Source organism: Pseudomonas sp. G7(2022) (assembly GCF_052660475.1).
Window position 1 is genome coordinate 3,243,977 of record NZ_CP109659.1, and the last position, 15,315, is coordinate 3,259,291.

Annotated in this window: 14 protein-coding genes; 10 read left to right on the forward strand and 4 right to left on the reverse strand. The window is 60.7% G+C overall.

Features of this window, described 5'->3' with window-relative positions:
• Positions 1-3 precede the first annotated feature (3 nt).
• Both NE357_RS14550 and NE357_RS14555 read left to right on the forward strand, forming a co-directional pair.
• Positions 4-1,821, forward strand: a complete 1,818-nt coding sequence (locus NE357_RS14550) for a hypothetical protein (RefSeq protein WP_169430457.1) — start codon at positions 4-6, stop codon at positions 1,819-1,821.
• 30 nt (positions 1,822-1,851) lie between these two features.
• Entirely contained in the window at positions 1,852-2,901 is a 1,050-nt protein-coding gene (locus NE357_RS14555) for a hypothetical protein (RefSeq protein WP_169430458.1), read from the forward strand.
• Between the two features lie 47 nt (positions 2,902-2,948).
• Here the strand turns inward: NE357_RS14555 and NE357_RS14560 are convergent, their stop codons facing one another.
• Both NE357_RS14560 and NE357_RS14565 read right to left on the reverse strand, forming a co-directional pair.
• Positions 2,949-3,257: a plastocyanin/azurin family copper-binding protein gene (locus NE357_RS14560; RefSeq protein WP_169430459.1), complete on the reverse strand. Its 309-nt coding sequence runs from the start codon at positions 3,255-3,257 to the stop codon at positions 2,949-2,951.
• 14 nt (positions 3,258-3,271) lie between these two features.
• Positions 3,272-4,243, reverse strand: coding sequence for a metallophosphoesterase family protein (locus NE357_RS14565; protein ID WP_169430460.1), 972 nt, complete (start codon positions 4,241-4,243; stop codon positions 3,272-3,274).
• Between the two features lie 153 nt (positions 4,244-4,396).
• Between NE357_RS14565 and NE357_RS14570 the strand changes: the two genes are divergently transcribed.
• Together NE357_RS14570 and NE357_RS14575 are read left to right on the forward strand one after the other, a co-directional pair.
• Positions 4,397-4,909 (forward strand): sigma-70 family RNA polymerase sigma factor, encoded by a 513-nt coding sequence (locus tag NE357_RS14570; protein WP_169430461.1) that lies wholly within the window; start codon positions 4,397-4,399, stop codon positions 4,907-4,909.
• A complete protein-coding gene (locus NE357_RS14575; RefSeq protein WP_169430462.1) occupies positions 4,902-5,642 on the forward strand; it encodes an anti-sigma factor family protein in 741 nt (246 codons plus the stop codon). Before NE357_RS14570 ends, NE357_RS14575 begins: the two co-directional genes overlap by 8 nt.
• 18 nt (positions 5,643-5,660) lie before the next feature.
• Here the strand turns inward: NE357_RS14575 and NE357_RS14580 are convergent, their stop codons facing one another.
• Positions 5,661-6,566 (reverse strand): helix-turn-helix domain-containing protein, encoded by a 906-nt coding sequence (locus NE357_RS14580; RefSeq protein WP_169430463.1) that lies wholly within the window; start codon positions 6,564-6,566, stop codon positions 5,661-5,663.
• Positions 6,567-6,728: 162 nt separating this feature from the next.
• Between NE357_RS14580 and NE357_RS14585 the strand changes: the two genes are divergently transcribed.
• The 5 genes from NE357_RS14585 to NE357_RS14605 all read left to right on the forward strand — a co-directional run bounded on the left by NE357_RS14585 (position 6,729) and on the right by NE357_RS14605 (position 12,912).
• A complete protein-coding gene (locus tag NE357_RS14585; RefSeq protein ID WP_169430464.1) occupies positions 6,729-8,087 on the forward strand; it encodes a glutamine synthetase family protein in 1,359 nt (452 codons plus the stop codon).
• A 121-nt stretch (positions 8,088-8,208) separates the two neighbouring features.
• Positions 8,209-9,297: a polyamine ABC transporter substrate-binding protein gene (locus NE357_RS14590; protein ID WP_169430465.1), complete on the forward strand. Its 1,089-nt coding sequence runs from the start codon at positions 8,209-8,211 to the stop codon at positions 9,295-9,297.
• Positions 9,294-10,595, forward strand: a complete 1,302-nt coding sequence (locus NE357_RS14595; RefSeq protein ID WP_169430466.1) for an NAD(P)/FAD-dependent oxidoreductase — start codon at positions 9,294-9,296, stop codon at positions 10,593-10,595. Before NE357_RS14590 ends, NE357_RS14595 begins: the two co-directional genes overlap by 4 nt.
• 96 nt (positions 10,596-10,691) lie before the next feature.
• Entirely contained in the window at positions 10,692-12,347 is a 1,656-nt protein-coding gene (locus tag NE357_RS14600) for a PqiB family protein (RefSeq protein ID WP_169430467.1), read from the forward strand.
• Between the two features lie 16 nt (positions 12,348-12,363).
• The gene (locus tag NE357_RS14605) at positions 12,364-12,912 is read left to right on the forward strand and encodes a PqiC family protein (RefSeq protein ID WP_169430468.1); all 549 of its coding nucleotides are present in this window, start codon (positions 12,364-12,366) and stop codon (positions 12,910-12,912) included.
• On the opposite strand, the gene NE357_RS14610 is transcribed toward NE357_RS14605, so the two are convergent.
• Entirely contained in the window at positions 12,873-14,183 is a 1,311-nt protein-coding gene (locus NE357_RS14610) for a sensor histidine kinase (protein WP_169430469.1), read from the reverse strand. The genes NE357_RS14605 and NE357_RS14610 overlap by 40 nt on opposite strands.
• 326 nt (positions 14,184-14,509) lie before the next feature.
• Here NE357_RS14610 and NE357_RS14615 point away from each other — a divergent pair, with 326 nt between their 5' ends.
• Positions 14,510-15,163, forward strand: coding sequence for a lipopolysaccharide core heptose(II)-phosphate phosphatase PmrG (locus NE357_RS14615; protein ID WP_169430470.1), 654 nt, complete (start codon positions 14,510-14,512; stop codon positions 15,161-15,163).
• Positions 15,164-15,315 lie beyond the last annotated feature (152 nt).

Below are 15,315 nucleotides of genomic sequence, written 5' to 3' on the forward strand. Positions count from 1 at the left end.
ATCATGAGCATCCTCAATGGCCCGCGACTGAATTTCTGGGGCGGCATCCGCACGGATGTCAGCCTGCCGAACAACTCCCCGACCATTCCTTATGACGGCGATGACAACTGGCCGATCTTTGACCTGACCACTTCGACCCTGGCATCGGGGGCCCGGTCTTATACCGACGATCAGTTGAACAGCATGATCAATGCGCCTACGGGCGACTATTACACCGCCGGCGGCTGGAATCATTACGGGCAGCATGTCGTCGACATGCAAAACGCGCTGATCAGTTCTCAGGGCAGCCCGGGCAGCGTCAGTACCACTGGCGATATGGTGGGCCAGCCGGTCTATCTGCTGGGTTCCGTGGACCCGGTGACCGGACAAGGGCCGGTATCGGGCCCGATGATGGTGGACCTCGATCCCACCTCGACCACCACCACCCAGATATTTGTCGGTGGCCTGCAAATCGGTGGCAGTAACAACATCCAATTGCTGATTCACGACAATGCAGTTTGCAGCAGCCAGGATCTCGGCAAGCGGGTGCTGCAGCCAACGCCGAAGGAGCTGGATGCACCCGGTTCCTGCCGTATAAGCGGCACCTTCCAGCTGACCTTCCCGCTGAGCAGCATTGTCAGCTGGAACCAGAACAGCAGCGGTTTGCGATCGATCATCCAGGCACCGGGTGCCACCGGTATTGTCCTGCGCTTCGTGATGTTCGAAATGTGCCCGACGATGGCCACGCCCCAGTTGCAAGCCGATTATGCCGCCGGCAGAGACACCCCGAACCCGAGCATCGGCCGGGTCATCGGTACATTGGCGCCGGCGTTCGCCAATGAGCCGCTGGACTGTCAGGCGGGCCGTCAGATCGTCAATCAGGACACGGGCGGCACCGGCTACGCAGACCTGAGCAGCGCGACAATGCTGAGTGTCGACATGGTCAACATCATTCCGAAAGAGACGTTCAGGGCCGTCAGGGACGACATCACCAGCCCTATCGGACCCAACGGCAATTACGGTCCTGTCACCCTGACAGCCGGTGAGACCACCCTGGCCACACTCGATCCGACCAGCAGTCCCCTGCTCGACTATTACGTGTATGGTGGCATTGTCGATCTGCCTCTTAATACAGCCCAACAGTCGGCGGTCAGATCCTCGGCGCTGGCCATCGACGCACCCGGCACGGTCGCCGGGACTACGTTGCAGGCAACAGAGTCTGTCTACCGGATCTATGCCGATCAGCGCAGCGTCTATACCGAGGACTACCCACAGGGCCTGTCGATTACGCTGCAGGTCCGGTATCTGGGAGCTGCGGTGACCAGCACCACCGAAATCGATCTCACCGCCGCGCCCTCGGGACCGTATTACACACAACAGCGCTACTGCGACTTCCTTTATTTCCCCCCGGCCCTGACGGTGAGCCCCGGTCAGTTGTCCGTCACGTTCTCCGTCAACGTAAAACCCGCAGCGGCGCCCCTCGCCGGTTTCGTCGCCCTGACCTACACCGTCAACGGTCAGCAAAGCGGCACGTATTTCACTAACTTCCGCAAATACGCCCAGACCGACTTCGGCATCCCCGGAGGCACCACCATCACCTGGGAAATGATGTATCCAAACGTCCTGCGCTTTCACTACCTGGCCTTTCCGGCCATGTCTCGCTACATCCCGCTGAACCAGCCCGACGCGATCATGGGCGCGAAAAATCCGATCCTCGCCCGCACTTCGGATGCCTACAAAGGCACCACGCTGTTCATGCCCGTGGTGCGCTCGATGTCGCCTTGTCAGCGGGCACTGTTGCGGGCTTATCTCACGGGCGAACCCTGGCAGCCACCGCAGTAATCGCATCCCTCAGCCCATGGAGAGAAACCTATGACTGTTCATGTTCCTGCGCGCCCCCACGAGACGCTGCGCCCCAGCACTATCATCGCCGAAGGCCTGTTGAATCCACGTGGCGCCTGCGTGCAAGCCGATGGCAGCCTGCTGCTGGTCGAGGCTGGATCAGGCCTGCCGGACCAGACGTTCAGCGGCCGCATCAGCCGACTGCGACCGGACCCGCTCAAGCCCGGCGCGTATCTCGCCCCTGAAACACTGGCGCCGGGTTTTCGCTCGATGAACATGCAGGCCCGCATGCTGCGCGATGAAATCATGGGCCTGTCGGACATCGCCTGCGGTGACGGACGCTGTCTGGTCAGCCAGACCGATTATGTCGCGGGCTCGAAACTGCTGGACCTGCAATACACCCCGCCCGAGCCGGTGTTTCACAGTCGGGGCAATCTCAATGCACTGTGTTATCACCCGACCCGCCACAGTTGGCTGGCCGTCAAACCCGATACCAACCAACTGGTGGAATTCCGTAGCGGCGAGGATGAACAGGTCTTGGTCCAGTTGCCCGATCTGGACATGGGACAGGAAGCCGTTCCCGTCACACTGATCCACGAACCGGCGACAGACGCCGTGCTGCTCAGCCTGTTCTCCGGCGAGCTGCACAACGACCCGGCTCGCAAAGGCATCGACTTTGACGATCAGGCCGGTCAGGTGATTCGGGTCTGGCCCGACACCGGCCGGATCGAAGTGCTGATTCGTGGCCTGCAATTGCCCACCGGGCTGGCACTGTGTCCGCAAGGCGATGTGTTGGTGCTGGAGCTCTGTAGCCGTCTGCAACAACCGTTGCCGCCTGACTGGAATGGCGAACCGCTGCATGGCGGATTCACTCGATTCAGCGGGCGACTGTTGAGCTGCAATCTGCAAACGGGCGAAGTAACCGTGCTCGCCCGTGACCTGGATACCCCGTCCAACCTGTGTCTGGTGCAGGACGCGGTACTGGTGAGCGAAGGCATGGGGTTGACGGGGCGCCTCCTGCCCACGCCAGACAATAAAGTCGTTGCGTTGAGTGGCAGGCTGCGTCGGGTACAGCTCTGAAAACGGCTGAAAAAAAGGCGCGCCCCTGTAAGAGGCGCGCCTTCTGTTTATTGAGTGACCACGATCTTGCCGATCATCTGCGGATGCAGCACGCAGAAATACTCGAACTCGCCCGGCGTATTGAACACCCAGGAAAAACTGTCATGGGTGTCCAGCGCCCCGGAGCGAAACACCTTGTGGGTTTCGGCCACCGTGTGCGGGATCTGGTCGTCATTGACCCACGTCACCTTGGTGCCCACGGCCACGGTCAGATCCTTGGGGCCGAACATGAACTCCTTGATATCGACTTTCACCTCCTGCGCCCACACCGGCATCGACAACATCAGGCACACCACGGCCAACAGTCGCGTTTTCATCAGGCTGCCCTCCCCTAGACCAGTGTCGAATCGATCAACGCCAGCGGATGATCGCCCTGTGTCGCCCGCACTTCGGTAATCCCCAGATAGTTGCGCAACTGATCGGCCGCCACCGTCATCGGCCCCGGCGACGGTGCCGCGCCCGGTGCCGGTTGCGGATAGGCCGTGCCACGGGCGGTGTGGAAGGTGATGTTGCCTTCGACCTTCTGGATCACCTGATGAATGTGCCCGTTCAGCACCGTCACCGAGCCGTACTTGCGCAGCATCGCAATCGCCTGATCGCCATCCTCGGTGCCCCAGCCCCAGGGCTGATAGATCGTCCACAGCGGAATGTGGGTGAACACCACGATCGGCGTGCTGGTCGAAACTGCCCGCAGATCATCGGCCAGCCACGCCAGTTGATCGACGCCGAGGTTGGCTTCATGGCCAGCCTGGAAGTTGAAGACATTGACCAGCGCGATGAAATGCACGCCGTGGTCATCGAAGCTGTACCAGCCATTGCCTTTGGTGCCCTTGCCGTAGCGTTCCAGATAGAGCTTGCCGCCGCCCTCGTCGAGGGTGTCGTGTTCGCCGGGGATGTAATGCACGGTCGACGGCAGGCCTTTGAGTACCTGTGCTGCGGTGTCAAATTCCTCGGCCTTGGACAGGTGGGTGATGTCGCCGGTGTGCAGGATCAGCGACGGCCGTTTCGGCAGTGCGATGACCTTGTCGATTGCCACTTGCAGGGTTTTCACCGGCTCCGGGTTGGCGTCCTTGTTGAAGCCGATGTGCGAGTCACTGATCTGCACGAAATGAAAGGTGCTGGCCAACGCCTTGGGGTCGGTGACGTTACCTGCTTCATCCATCGCAAAGGCTCTGGGAATGCCACCGCTCAAGGCCCAGAGGACACCGGCCCCGGCCCATGCCGAGCATTTGAGCAGCGTTCGCCGGTCCGGGTTATGCAGCAAGCCGTCGGTGCGCAGTGGATGTTTTGTTTGATTGTCCATCGGTATGTCCTCGAGGGCGGACTACAGTGATGTAGCTGACACTAGGAAGAACCTTGCGGGACGAACGTTTATTCCGCGCCGCAACACAAATTTTCCAGGGAATAAAACACGACGCATCACGGTTATAGGGGGTGTGACGGTGCGGAAATCACTATGAATCGATTCGAGGAACTGGTTGCGCCGCACCTGGACGCGGCTTACAACCTCGCGCGCTGGCTTACGGGCAGCGACAGCGCCGCGCGAGACGTGGTGCAGGAAAGCGCGTTGCGTGCCTTCCGGTATTTGCAGCGTTTCACTGACGGCAATGCCAAGGCCTGGTTCCTGACCATCGTGCGCAACGAAAGCTACACCTGGCTCAAGGCCTCGGCCGGGCGCCACTGGGTGCCTGTCGACTACGAAACCGATCACCACGAAGGCGCCTTGAGCCACCACCAGACGCCGGAACTGCTGGCCATTCACACGGAAAACGCGGCACTGATCCAGCGGGCATTGAGCGCCTTGCCGCCGGCCTTTCGCGAGGTCATCGTGCTCAAGGAGCTCGAAGACATGCCCTACAAGGACATCGCCCTGGTGGTCGATATTCCCATCGGCACGGTCATGTCGAGGCTGGCCCGGGCCCGTGCGATGCTCAAGCTCGAATTACTGAAGTGGCACGAACATGAATGAACTCGATTGCGCGATTTGCCGCACGCAACTGCACGGTTTTCTGGATCAGGAACTTGATCCGGAGGTGGCTGCGCAAGTGGCTGCGCATCTGAACACCTGCGGCGAGTGTTCCCGACGGCATGCCGAGGCGAAGGTGCTGAAGATCAGTGTGAAGCGCCACGCGCCCTATTACGCGGCACCGGAATCACTGCTCGCCAGTGTGTTGGCCGCGCAAACGCCCGCCTCGCCGAGTCGGCGTTGGCAAAACTGGTTCGCCCCGGCATTTTCCGCAGCAGCACTGGCGCTGGCGCTGGTGCTCTACGTGGCAACGCCCGGCAGCGAACAACCGTTGATGGACGAAGCCGTCTCCAGCCATATCCGCTCGTTGATGGGCGAACACTTGAACGACGTGGTGTCTTCCGACCGCCATACCGTCAAACCCTGGTTCACCGGCAAGCTCGATTTCTCGCCGCCGGTCGTGGACTACGCGGCACAGGGCTTCCCACTGCTCGGCGGGCGGCTGGATTACCTGCAACACCAGACCACCGCCGCCCTGAGTTACGGCCGGGCCAAACACATCATCAATGTGTTTATCCTGCCGACGCCGGAGGCCGACAAACCCTTGCAGAGCCAGGCGATTCGCGGCTTCAACGTGGTTTCCTGGCAGGCAAACCACATGCGGTTCGTACTGGTTTCCGATGTGGAAAAAGGCGAACTGGAAGCGCTCGGGCAATTGCTCAGAAAGGGCGCCTGAGAGGGAAATCCCTTTCCGTCAGCGGCACGATCGCTTCAATGTCTCACTCGGCAACTCATTGAACAGCGCCCGATAACTATTGGAAAACCGCCCCAGATGCCAGAACGACCAGTTCATCGCCACTTCGGCCACCGTGGTGCCCGAAGTGGCACCCTTGAGCAGTTCCCGGCGGGCACTGTTGAGCCGCCGCAGACGAAGCCATTGAGTCGGTGACATCCCGGTGTAGGCCTTGAACGTCTGCTGCAACTGCCGCAACGACACCCCGGCGACCTGGGCCAGTTCCAGCAGATTGAGGGTTTCTTCCGGCGAGTCCGCCGCCCATTCCCCGACCCGTTTCATGGTCGTCCGCTCTTCGGCGCGGCGCTGCAAACCACCGCTGTCCAGACATACACAGGCGTTATCGAGGATGAACAGACAGTCCTCCAGCAATTGCTGGGTCAGCGTTTCTTTGCTTGGCTGATCAAGGGCTTGCGACAACTTCGTGAGCGTGGAGCTTAACCAGCGGCTGAACAGCGCATTCTGCGCGCCGTTGAGTGGCGCCATGAACAGACCTTCCAGCCGAGCCACGTCCAGACCGTTCTGGCGGACGAATTCGGGACCGAACACCACGGCGATTTCCTGGTAGTTCTCCGGGGTGATCCAGATGTTGCGACTCTCTTCATTCAGCAGATACAGCGCGTTGTCACTGCGATCGAAGCAGAACGCCAGAGACCCCGGCGGCGCACTGAAATTCTGCTCGACCCGGGTGTTCATCTGTTCTTCGTAGACCTCCACGCCTTCCAGGTCCAGATAGCGGATTCGCCCGGCGAAATGCCCCGGCGACATCTGTTGATACTGCTGGACCCAGCCCGGTGTCGCGCGGATCTGCTCGGCGACATCGGCGGTGTTGAAAGCTTGAACCTGTAGCGGATTGCACGTCGTCATGGGAGACCTTGCGCACTCTTTTGGTGCGCTTTGGTACTGCTGAAAGTGGATAGATGGAACGGCAAGGCCCGCCCAAGATAGTCGTCAACGCGCCACAGGGGAAGCCTGCGAAAGATGAAATCGCGATTCCCCCGCGTCAACAAAACCAACGACGAGGTCTTTATGAATGCCCCTTTCGATCAGCTGTTCACATGGCTGAAAGATCACAAGATTACCGAAGTGGAATGCGTGGTCAGCGACCTGACCGGCATCGCCCGCGGCAAAATTGCACCGACCAACAAGTTCCTGCATGAGCGAGGCATGCGCCTGCCGGAAAGTGTGCTGCTGCAAACGGTAACCGGGGATTTTGTCGACGACGACATCTACTACGACCTGCTCGACCCGGCCGACATCGACATGGTCTGCAAACCGGTGAGCGACGCGGTGTACGTGGTGCCATGGGCCATCGAGCCAACGGCCATCGTGATCCACGACACCTTCGACAAGTTTGGCAATCCGATCGAACTGTCACCGCGCAATGTGCTGAAGAAAGTCTTGCAGCTGTACACCGACAAGGGCTGGAAGCCGATCGTGGCGCCGGAAATGGAGTTCTACCTGACCCAGCGCTGCGAAGACCCGGACTTGCCGTTGAAGGCACCGCTGGGCCGTTCCGGGCGTGCCGAAAGCGGTCGTCAGTCGTTCTCCATCGATGCGGCCAACGAATTCGATCCGCTGTTCGAAGACGTCTACGACTGGTGCGAACTGCAAGGCCTGGACCTGGACACGCTGATTCACGAAGACGGCCCGGCGCAGATGGAAATCAACTTCCGTCATGGCGACGCGCTGGATCTGGCCGACCAGATCACCGTGTTCAAGCGCACCCTGCGCGAAGCCGCACTCAAGCACAACGTCACTGCGACCTTCATGGCCAAACCGATTGGCGACGAACCCGGCAGCGCCATGCACCTGCACCAGAGCGTGGTGGAAATCGCCACCGGCAAGCCGATTTTCGCCAACGCCGACGGCACCATGAGCGACCTGTTCCGCCATCACATCGGCGGTCTGCAAAAGCTGATCCCGAAAGTGCTGCCGATGTTTGCGCCCAACGTGAACTCGTTCCGCCGCTTCCTGCCGGACACCTCGGCGCCGGTCAATGTCGAATGGGGCGAAGAAAACCGCACCGTCGGCCTGCGGGTTCCGACCTCCGGTCCTGAAGCAATGCGCGTGGAAAACCGCCTGCCGGGCGCCGACGCCAACCCGTACCTGGCGATTGCCGCGAGCCTGCTGTGCGGCTACATCGGCATGGTCGAGGGTATCGAGCCAAGCGCTGCCGTCGAAGGTCGCGCCTATGAGCGCCGCAACTTGCGTCTGCCGATCACCATCGAAGAGGCCCTGACCCAGATGGAAGAGTGCGACACCGTCGCCGAGTACCTGGGCAGCAAGTTTGTGCGTGGTTATGTGGCGGTGAAGCGTGCCGAGCATGAAAACTTCAAGCGCGTGATCAGCTCCTGGGAGCGTGAGTTCCTGTTGTTGAGCGTTTAACCAAAACAAAAACAACCAACCCAACGATCGTTCCCACGTTCTGAGTCCGCTTGGGACGCGAAGCGCCCCGGGCTGCATTCCCACGCAGAGCGTGGGAACGATCAATCGAAGAGGTGTCGATATGCGTCTGTTGAAATCCGTGATCCCCGCCGCTCTGGCCCTGGCATGCAGTGCCGGAGCCCTCGCCCAACCGCAGGTCAGCGTCTACAACTGGACCGATTACATTGGCGAAACTACCCTCGCCGACTTCCAGTCATCCAGCGGGATCAAGGTGATCTACGACGTCTTCGACTCCAACGAAACCCTCGAAGGCAAATTGCTCGCCGGACGTACCGGCTACGACGTGGTGGTGCCGTCCAATCACTTCCTGGCCCGTCAGGTGAAGGCAGGGGCGTTCCTCAAACTGGACCGCTCGCAACTGCCGAACTGGAAGAACCTCGACCCGAAACTGCTGGCCCTGCTCGAGAAAAACGACCCGGGCAACGAACACTCGGTGCCGTACCTGTGGGGCACCAACGGCATCGGCTACAACGTCGACAAGGTCAAGCAGGTGCTGGGCATCGACCACATCGATTCCTGGGCCGTGTTGTTCGAACCGGAGAACCTGAAAAAACTCACCCAATGTGGCGTATCGATGATGGACTCGGCGGACGAAGTGTTCCCGGCGATCCTCAATTACATGGGCATGGACCCACGCAGCGAGAACCCGGAAGACTTCAAGAAAGCTGAAGCCAAACTGCTGAGCATCCGCCCGTACATCACCTACTTCCACTCGTCGAAATACGTGTCGGACCTGGCCAACGGCGATATCTGCGTGGCCTTCGGTTACTCCGGCGACGTGTTCCAGGCGGCCAACCGCGCCAAGGAAGCGAAGAACGGCGTGAACATCGCTTATGCGATTCCCAAGGAAGGCGCCAACCTGTGGTTCGACCTGCTGGCGATTCCCGCCGATGCCGGCAATACCAAAGAAGCCCACGCTTTCATCAATTACCTGCTCGACCCGCAAGTGATCGCCAAGGTCAGCGCCTCGGTCGGCTACGCCAACCCGAACCCGCCGGCCAAGCAGTACATGGACGTGGCACTCGTCAGCAATCCAGAGGTGTATCCGGCTCAGGAAGTGCTCGACAAACTCTACATTTCCACCACCCCGCCCCAGTCGATCATGCGTCTGATGACCCGTTCCTGGAGCAAAGTGAAGTCGAACAAATGAATCAGTACACCCAGGAACATGCTCGCTCCTACTACGCCGCGTCGGCCCGGACGAGCACGCAGTACCCTGCGCTTGAAGCCGACCTGACCGCCGATGTCTGCGTGATCGGCGGCGGTTTTACCGGCGTCAACACCGCCATCGAGCTGGCGCAGCGCGGCCTCTCGGTGGTGCTGCTCGAAGGTCGGCGCATCGGCTGGGGCGCCAGCGGACGCAATGGCGGCCAGTTGATACGTGGCATCGGCCATGAGGTCGAGGGCTTCGCCCGTCATGTCGGCACAGAAGGCGTGCGCCATCTGCAACAGGCCGGCGTCGATTCGGTTGAGCTGGTGCGCCGGCGCATCGGCGACAACGCCATCGAGTGCGACCTGCGCTGGGGCTTCTGCGAACTGGCCAACACCCCGGCGCAGTTCGAGGCGTTCAAGGCCGAACAGGACAGTCTCGCGGTCTCGGGTTATGCCCACGAAACGCGACTGGTCAGCCCTGAAGACATGCGCCGGCAAGTCGTCAATTCAGGTGTCTACAAAGGAGGCCTGATCGACATGGGTTCAGGCCATCTGCACCCGCTCGATCTGGTCCAGGGCGAAGCGAGGCTGGCGGCGTCGCTCGGAGTGCGGATCTTCGAGCAAAGCCCGGTGCTGGAAATCGTCCACGGTGCCACGGTGCAAGTGCGCTGCGCTTCGGGCACGGTGCGCGCCGGCAGTCTGGTGCTCGGTTGCAACGCGCATCTGGACGAACTCGAGCAACAGCTCAGCGGCAAGGTCCTGCCGGCGGGCAGCTACATCATCGCCACCGAATCCCTGTCCAAAGAGCGTGCTGCCGAACTGATCCCGCAGAATCTGGCGCTCTGCGACCAGAAAGTCGGCCTCGACTATTACCGGCTCTCGGCGGACCGACGCTTGCTGTTCGGCGGCGCCTGCCACTATTCCGGCCGGGATCCGGCGGACATCGCAGCCTACATGCGACCGAAGATGCTCAAGGTGTTCCCGCAACTGGCGGATGTGCGCATCGACTATCAATGGGGTGGCAAGATCGGCATCACTGCCAATCGCTTCCCGCAGGTCGGGCGGCTCAAGCAGCACCCGAACGTGTTCTACGCCCAGGGTTACTCCGGCCATGGCCTGAACGTCACGCACTGGTGCGCCAGGCTGTTGGGCGAAGCGATTCATACCGGCCACAGCCAGGGCATGGACGTGTTCAGCGGCGTGCCGCACATGACCTTCCCCGGCGGTCCGGCGTTGCGCTCGCCGCTGCTGGCGCTGGGCATGCTCTGGTATCGCCTGCGGGAACTGCTGGGCTGAGGCTCGCCGATTTGCTCTATCGCAAAGCACTTCTATATTGATGAAGTGCTTTTGCGTTCCTGACGCTCAGTGCCCAACACACTCTGGAGGTCATGGATGGAGTCGTCAGCCGCCGATCAACCGCGGGCACCCGGCCAAGCCCCGGTCAAGACCCGGCGTTTCAGCATTTCCCTGGTGTGGATCGTGCCGATCGTCGCGGTGCTGGTGGGCATTTCACTGGTGGTGCACAACCTGATGCAGGAAGGCCCGACCATCGTCGTGACATTCAAGACCGGCAGCGGTCTGACCGCCAACAAGACCGAAGTCAAATACCGTAACGTGGTGATCGGCCAGGTCTCGGACGTCGAGCTGAGCGACGACCAGAAAAGCGTCAACGCCACGATCAAACTGGCCAAACAGGCCGAAACCTTTACCCGCGAAGACTCGAAGTTCTGGGTGGTGCGACCCCGTATCGGCGCTGGCGGTGTTTCAGGTATCGATACGCTGCTGTCCGGCGACTACATCGGAGCCGATATCGGCCAGTCCGACTCGCGCGCCAAACACTTCAAGGGGCTGGAAAACCCGCCACCGATCACTTATGGCGAACCGGGCAAGCGCTTCAATCTGCACACCCAGGACCTGGGGTCGCTGGATATCGGCTCACCGGTCTATTACCGCAAGATCCCGGTCGGCCAGGTCGTGGCCTATGCCCTGGATGCCGATGGCAAGGGTGTCAATGTCGAGGTGTTCATCCATGCGCCGAACGATGCCTACGTCACGGAGAACACCCGGTTCTGGAACGCCAGCGGCATTGACGTCAATGTCGGCGCCAATGGCTTTGCGGTGAAAACCGAATCGCTGTCGACCTTGCTGATCGGCGGCGTCGCCTTCCGCGCCCCGGAGTACAGCCCCAACGATGTCGCCGCCGCTGAAGAAAAGACCTTCGACCTGTTCGAAGACCAGCAGACCGCCCTCGCCCCGCCTGCCGGCAAGCCGCAGTACCTGAGACTGCGTTTCGATCAAGCGATGCGCGGTCTCAAGGTCGATGCGCCGGTTGAATTCCTCGGCATGGAAATCGGCCGGGTGGTGAGTATCAACCTGGACTACGACGAGAAGAAACGCAGCTTCCCGGTCAACGTCGGCATCGTGATCTACCCGCAACGCCTCGGACGCGCCCACGAAAAGATGCTCCAGGTGCTCAACCACAACCCCGAAGACGAAGCCGCCGCCGTGCGCCTGATCGGCACCTTCGTCGACAACGGTCTGCGCGCCCAGGCCCGCAGCGGCAACCTCCTGACGGGGCAGCTGTACATCGCTCTGGACTTCTTCCCCAAGGCCGAAAAAGTCGCGTTTGACACGACGGCCCGTCCGATCGTCATTCCGACCATCCCCGGCAGCCTTGAACAGCTGCAGGAAAAACTCGAGGCCATGGTTGACAAGCTCAACAAACTGCCCGTGGAGCGCATTGCCGGCAATCTCGACGGCAACCTCGTCGAGCTGCGTAAAAGCCTGACCCAGTTCAACGCCAAGACCTTGCCCGGCGTCCAGAACACCCTGGCCGACGTCAGCAAGACCCTGCAATCGGCCAGCTCGACCCTGGCCGAGGACTCGCCGCAGCGGGAGAAACTCACCCAGACCCTCGACGAGCTCGGGCGCATGTCGCGCTCGTTGCGTGAACTGTCGGATTACCTCGGTCGCCATCCGGAATCGCTGATTCGCGGTCGCCCCGACAACGCTGCGCCGCTGGACCTCAAAGGCCCGCCGCGCAATTGAGCACAGGAGCTTTGCCATGGCTTTACCGCTGAAGTTCACCGTGCTCGCTGCGTGCCTGCTGTTGGGTGCCTGTCGCAGCGACCCGATCAGCTTCCACACCCTGACCCCGGCACAGCCGATGCCTGGCCGATCAGGGCAGGACATCGCGATTGAAAGCATCAGCGTTCCGCCCCAGGTCGACCGCCCGCAAATCGTCATCCGCGAAGGCAACAACGGCCTGGCGATTCTGGAAACCCAATGGTGGGGCGCCAGCCTCGGCGATGAGCTGCGCAGCGCACTGGTGGATCAGCTAAGCAACGCTGGCGTTGCGCGCAGAACGTCGGTGCGCATCGATGTGCAGCGTTTCGATTCGATTCCCGGGCAATACGGGCTGATGGACGTGAAATGGCGCTTGCGTCCGGCCGATGCAGGCGACAGCGGCCTGCTCACCTGCCGCTCGATTCTGCAGACGCCGTCCGGATCGAGCATCGACGATCTGGTGAACGCTCAGCAGAACAACGTCAAACGCCTCGCCGCGCTGATCCGTCAGGCCGCCGGCAATGTGCGCAGTTGCCCGCCGTCCTGAGTCGCCGGCTTCAATTCAACGCTGAAACGGCTGCCACTGGACTGGCCGCTGCTCAACTGCACCCGCCAGTGCTGGCGCCTGCAGATCCGCTGCACCAGCGACAACCCCAGGCCAAGGCCTTCACCTCGGCCCTCATCACCACGCACGAATGGCTGGAACACCGCCTGACGCTGTTCCTCCGGAATGCCGATGCCGCTGTCTTCCACTACAAAACCGTTGCTCGTCAGGGTCAGTCGGACGAACCCGTGATCCGTGTAGTGCCAGGCATTGCGCAACAGGTTGCCCATGACCGATTGCAGGAACGTCAGGTTGAAGCGCTCCTTGCACGGCTGATCCACTTCGTAGAAAAACTGCAGGCCCTTTTCGCGGATCAATCGGCCCCAGATTTCACATTGAGCGTCCGCGACTTCCTTGAGCGTCACGCAGACATCATTGCCGGCGTCATCCTCCGCCCGGGCCAGCATCAAAAAGGTATCGACCAGTTGGCGCATCTCGTGGGCGGCGCGGGCGATCCGGTTGACCTGCGCGGTCGAGCGGGCGTCCAGCGACGGGTTGGCCAGCAGCAACTCGCAGGAGCCGCCAAGCACCATCAACGGCGTGCGAAGCTCATGGCTGACATCGCTGGTGAACAGTTTTTCGCGACTCAGGGTTTCACGCAGGCGCCCCAGGGTCTGGTCGAACGACAGCGCCAGCTCCCCCACTTCGTCTGCTGCGTAGTCCGGGTGCAGCGGCGGCGCCAGCACCAGCAACTGATCGCGGTGGCGCACCTGACGCGCCAGACGAATGACCGGTGCCATGACTCGCCGGGCCAGCAAACGGCCAAGCACCAGCGCCAGCAGAACACTCAGGACAAAACCGACCGTGACCACCATGAACAACAACCGCTCGCGATGTTCGAGGCTTTCCTGATCGCGCAACAACACGTACTTGCGTCCACCGACCACCTCGACCATGGCAAAGAAGTCATCGCCATTGAAGCTGATCTCCTGAAAACCGGGCGCCAGTGCCGCCAGCGAAGGAATGAGGGCCATCGGGCCCGGTCCGCCTTCGAAGAAAAACAGTTCGCTCTTTTCCGGCTGATGGCTCCAGCGATTGATGTCCTCCATCGCCAGCAAGCGGTGCAGACCACCGCTCAAGGTGCTGGTGGCCAGCCTGTGCTCGACCACATGCACGGCGGCAACGATGCCCAGTGCAAACACCCCGGCGACCAGGGCGCTCATCAAAGCGAACACGATGACGATCCGTTTCGTCAGGCTTTGCTTGAGATCCATTCGGGTCGATGACTCCACGGCTGAATTCAGACTTTGCGGTCAATAACAGGCGAGCACCGCCACATTGACCGAACCTGCGCAGCTTCACCGCAAACATAAACATTTGTTAAGACTGGCCGGTAAAAAAAGGGTATTTGAGTCTGGTTATCAAACACCGGATTAATTGCGCACTTTCAACTCTCGCGAAATTTTCACATGTTCTTCACCGCCCCCCGACGTGCACGAACGTAATGTTCAGCCATTATTCAAGTACACAACTATAAAAGTTGGTTAAATCGCCGGCCAATCTCGCCTGCGACGTCAAGGGGCATGCCGTGGAGCGACAGATGCAATTGACAGCGACATATAAACAACGCCGTACGCTGCGACTTGGAAAACTGTTGACCGGCATCGGTGTAGTCGTCGCCATTGCACTGGTCAGCGGCTTCGTCTGGGTGACCCGCTCGCCCGTCGATCTGGGCCAGGCCGGCAAGGCCGCCCGGGCTGACTGGACCCGGGCCTGGCAGGCTGGAGAAGTCGTGGCACTGGTGCGTCATGCCGAGCGGTGCGACCGTTCCGACAACCTTTGCCTGGGCCCGGCCGACGGCATCACTCAGGCGGGCAACGACTCTGCAGCGCAGGTAGGCAAAGGCTTCATGAGTCTGGGCATGCAGCAGGCGCAGGTGTTCACCAGCCCGTTGACCCGTACCGTACAGACAGCGCGAGCCATGTTCGGTCAGGACGCTACCGCCCAGATCTGGCTCGAGTCCTGCGGTTCCTCTCTGCGCAACGATGTGGTGGCGCACAAGGTTGCCAGGCGCAATCTGGTGCTGATCACCCACAGCGGATGCATCAGTGATTTCGAAAAACAGACCGGTTTTCCTCATGCGGTTGCCGCCGAATACGGCAGTACTCTGTTTGCACGCATCGATGACAAAGGCGAACTTAAAGTATTGGGCATCATGAATGCGAATGCCTGGTCTCAACTCAATAGTCATTAATGCTTTAGTTGGGGCGGAGCGGCAACGTTGCACTTTTTTTCAACTTGCCAGTACGAATTTCATTAATTTGTAATGAGAGATGTATCCGACCCCGATTTACTGGACAACGGTTTTTTTTAGGCTTGGCTATAGTGCGAGAACTCCGGCCTGGA

Excerpts from the sequence above, each read along its gene's own strand:
- NE357_RS14560 (WP_169430459.1), bottom strand. The coding sequence starts at position 3,257 with ATGAAAACGCGACTGTTGGCCGTGGTGTGCCTGATGTTGTCGATGCCG.
- NE357_RS14610 (WP_169430469.1), bottom strand. The coding sequence starts at position 14,183 with ATGGATCTCAAGCAAAGCCTGACGAAACGGATCGTCATCGTGTTCGCT.
- NE357_RS14555 (WP_169430458.1), top strand. The coding sequence starts at position 1,852 with ATGACTGTTCATGTTCCTGCGCGCCCCCACGAGACGCTGCGCCCCAGC.
- NE357_RS14580 (WP_169430463.1), bottom strand. The coding sequence starts at position 6,566 with ATGACGACGTGCAATCCGCTACAGGTTCAAGCTTTCAACACCGCCGAT.
- NE357_RS14615 (WP_169430470.1), top strand. The coding sequence starts at position 14,510 with ATGCAATTGACAGCGACATATAAACAACGCCGTACGCTGCGACTTGGA.
- NE357_RS14590 (WP_169430465.1), top strand. The coding sequence starts at position 8,209 with ATGCGTCTGTTGAAATCCGTGATCCCCGCCGCTCTGGCCCTGGCATGC.
- NE357_RS14565 (WP_169430460.1), bottom strand. The coding sequence starts at position 4,243 with ATGGACAATCAAACAAAACATCCACTGCGCACCGACGGCTTGCTGCAT.
- NE357_RS14595 (WP_169430466.1), top strand. The coding sequence starts at position 9,294 with ATGAATCAGTACACCCAGGAACATGCTCGCTCCTACTACGCCGCGTCG.
- NE357_RS14585 (WP_169430464.1), top strand. The coding sequence starts at position 6,729 with ATGAATGCCCCTTTCGATCAGCTGTTCACATGGCTGAAAGATCACAAG.
- NE357_RS14605 (WP_169430468.1), top strand. The coding sequence starts at position 12,364 with ATGGCTTTACCGCTGAAGTTCACCGTGCTCGCTGCGTGCCTGCTGTTG.
- NE357_RS14575 (WP_169430462.1), top strand. The coding sequence starts at position 4,902 with ATGAATGAACTCGATTGCGCGATTTGCCGCACGCAACTGCACGGTTTT.
- NE357_RS14550 (WP_169430457.1), top strand. The coding sequence starts at position 4 with ATGAGCATCCTCAATGGCCCGCGACTGAATTTCTGGGGCGGCATCCGC.
- NE357_RS14570 (WP_169430461.1), top strand. The coding sequence starts at position 4,397 with ATGAATCGATTCGAGGAACTGGTTGCGCCGCACCTGGACGCGGCTTAC.
- NE357_RS14600 (WP_169430467.1), top strand. The coding sequence starts at position 10,692 with ATGGAGTCGTCAGCCGCCGATCAACCGCGGGCACCCGGCCAAGCCCCG.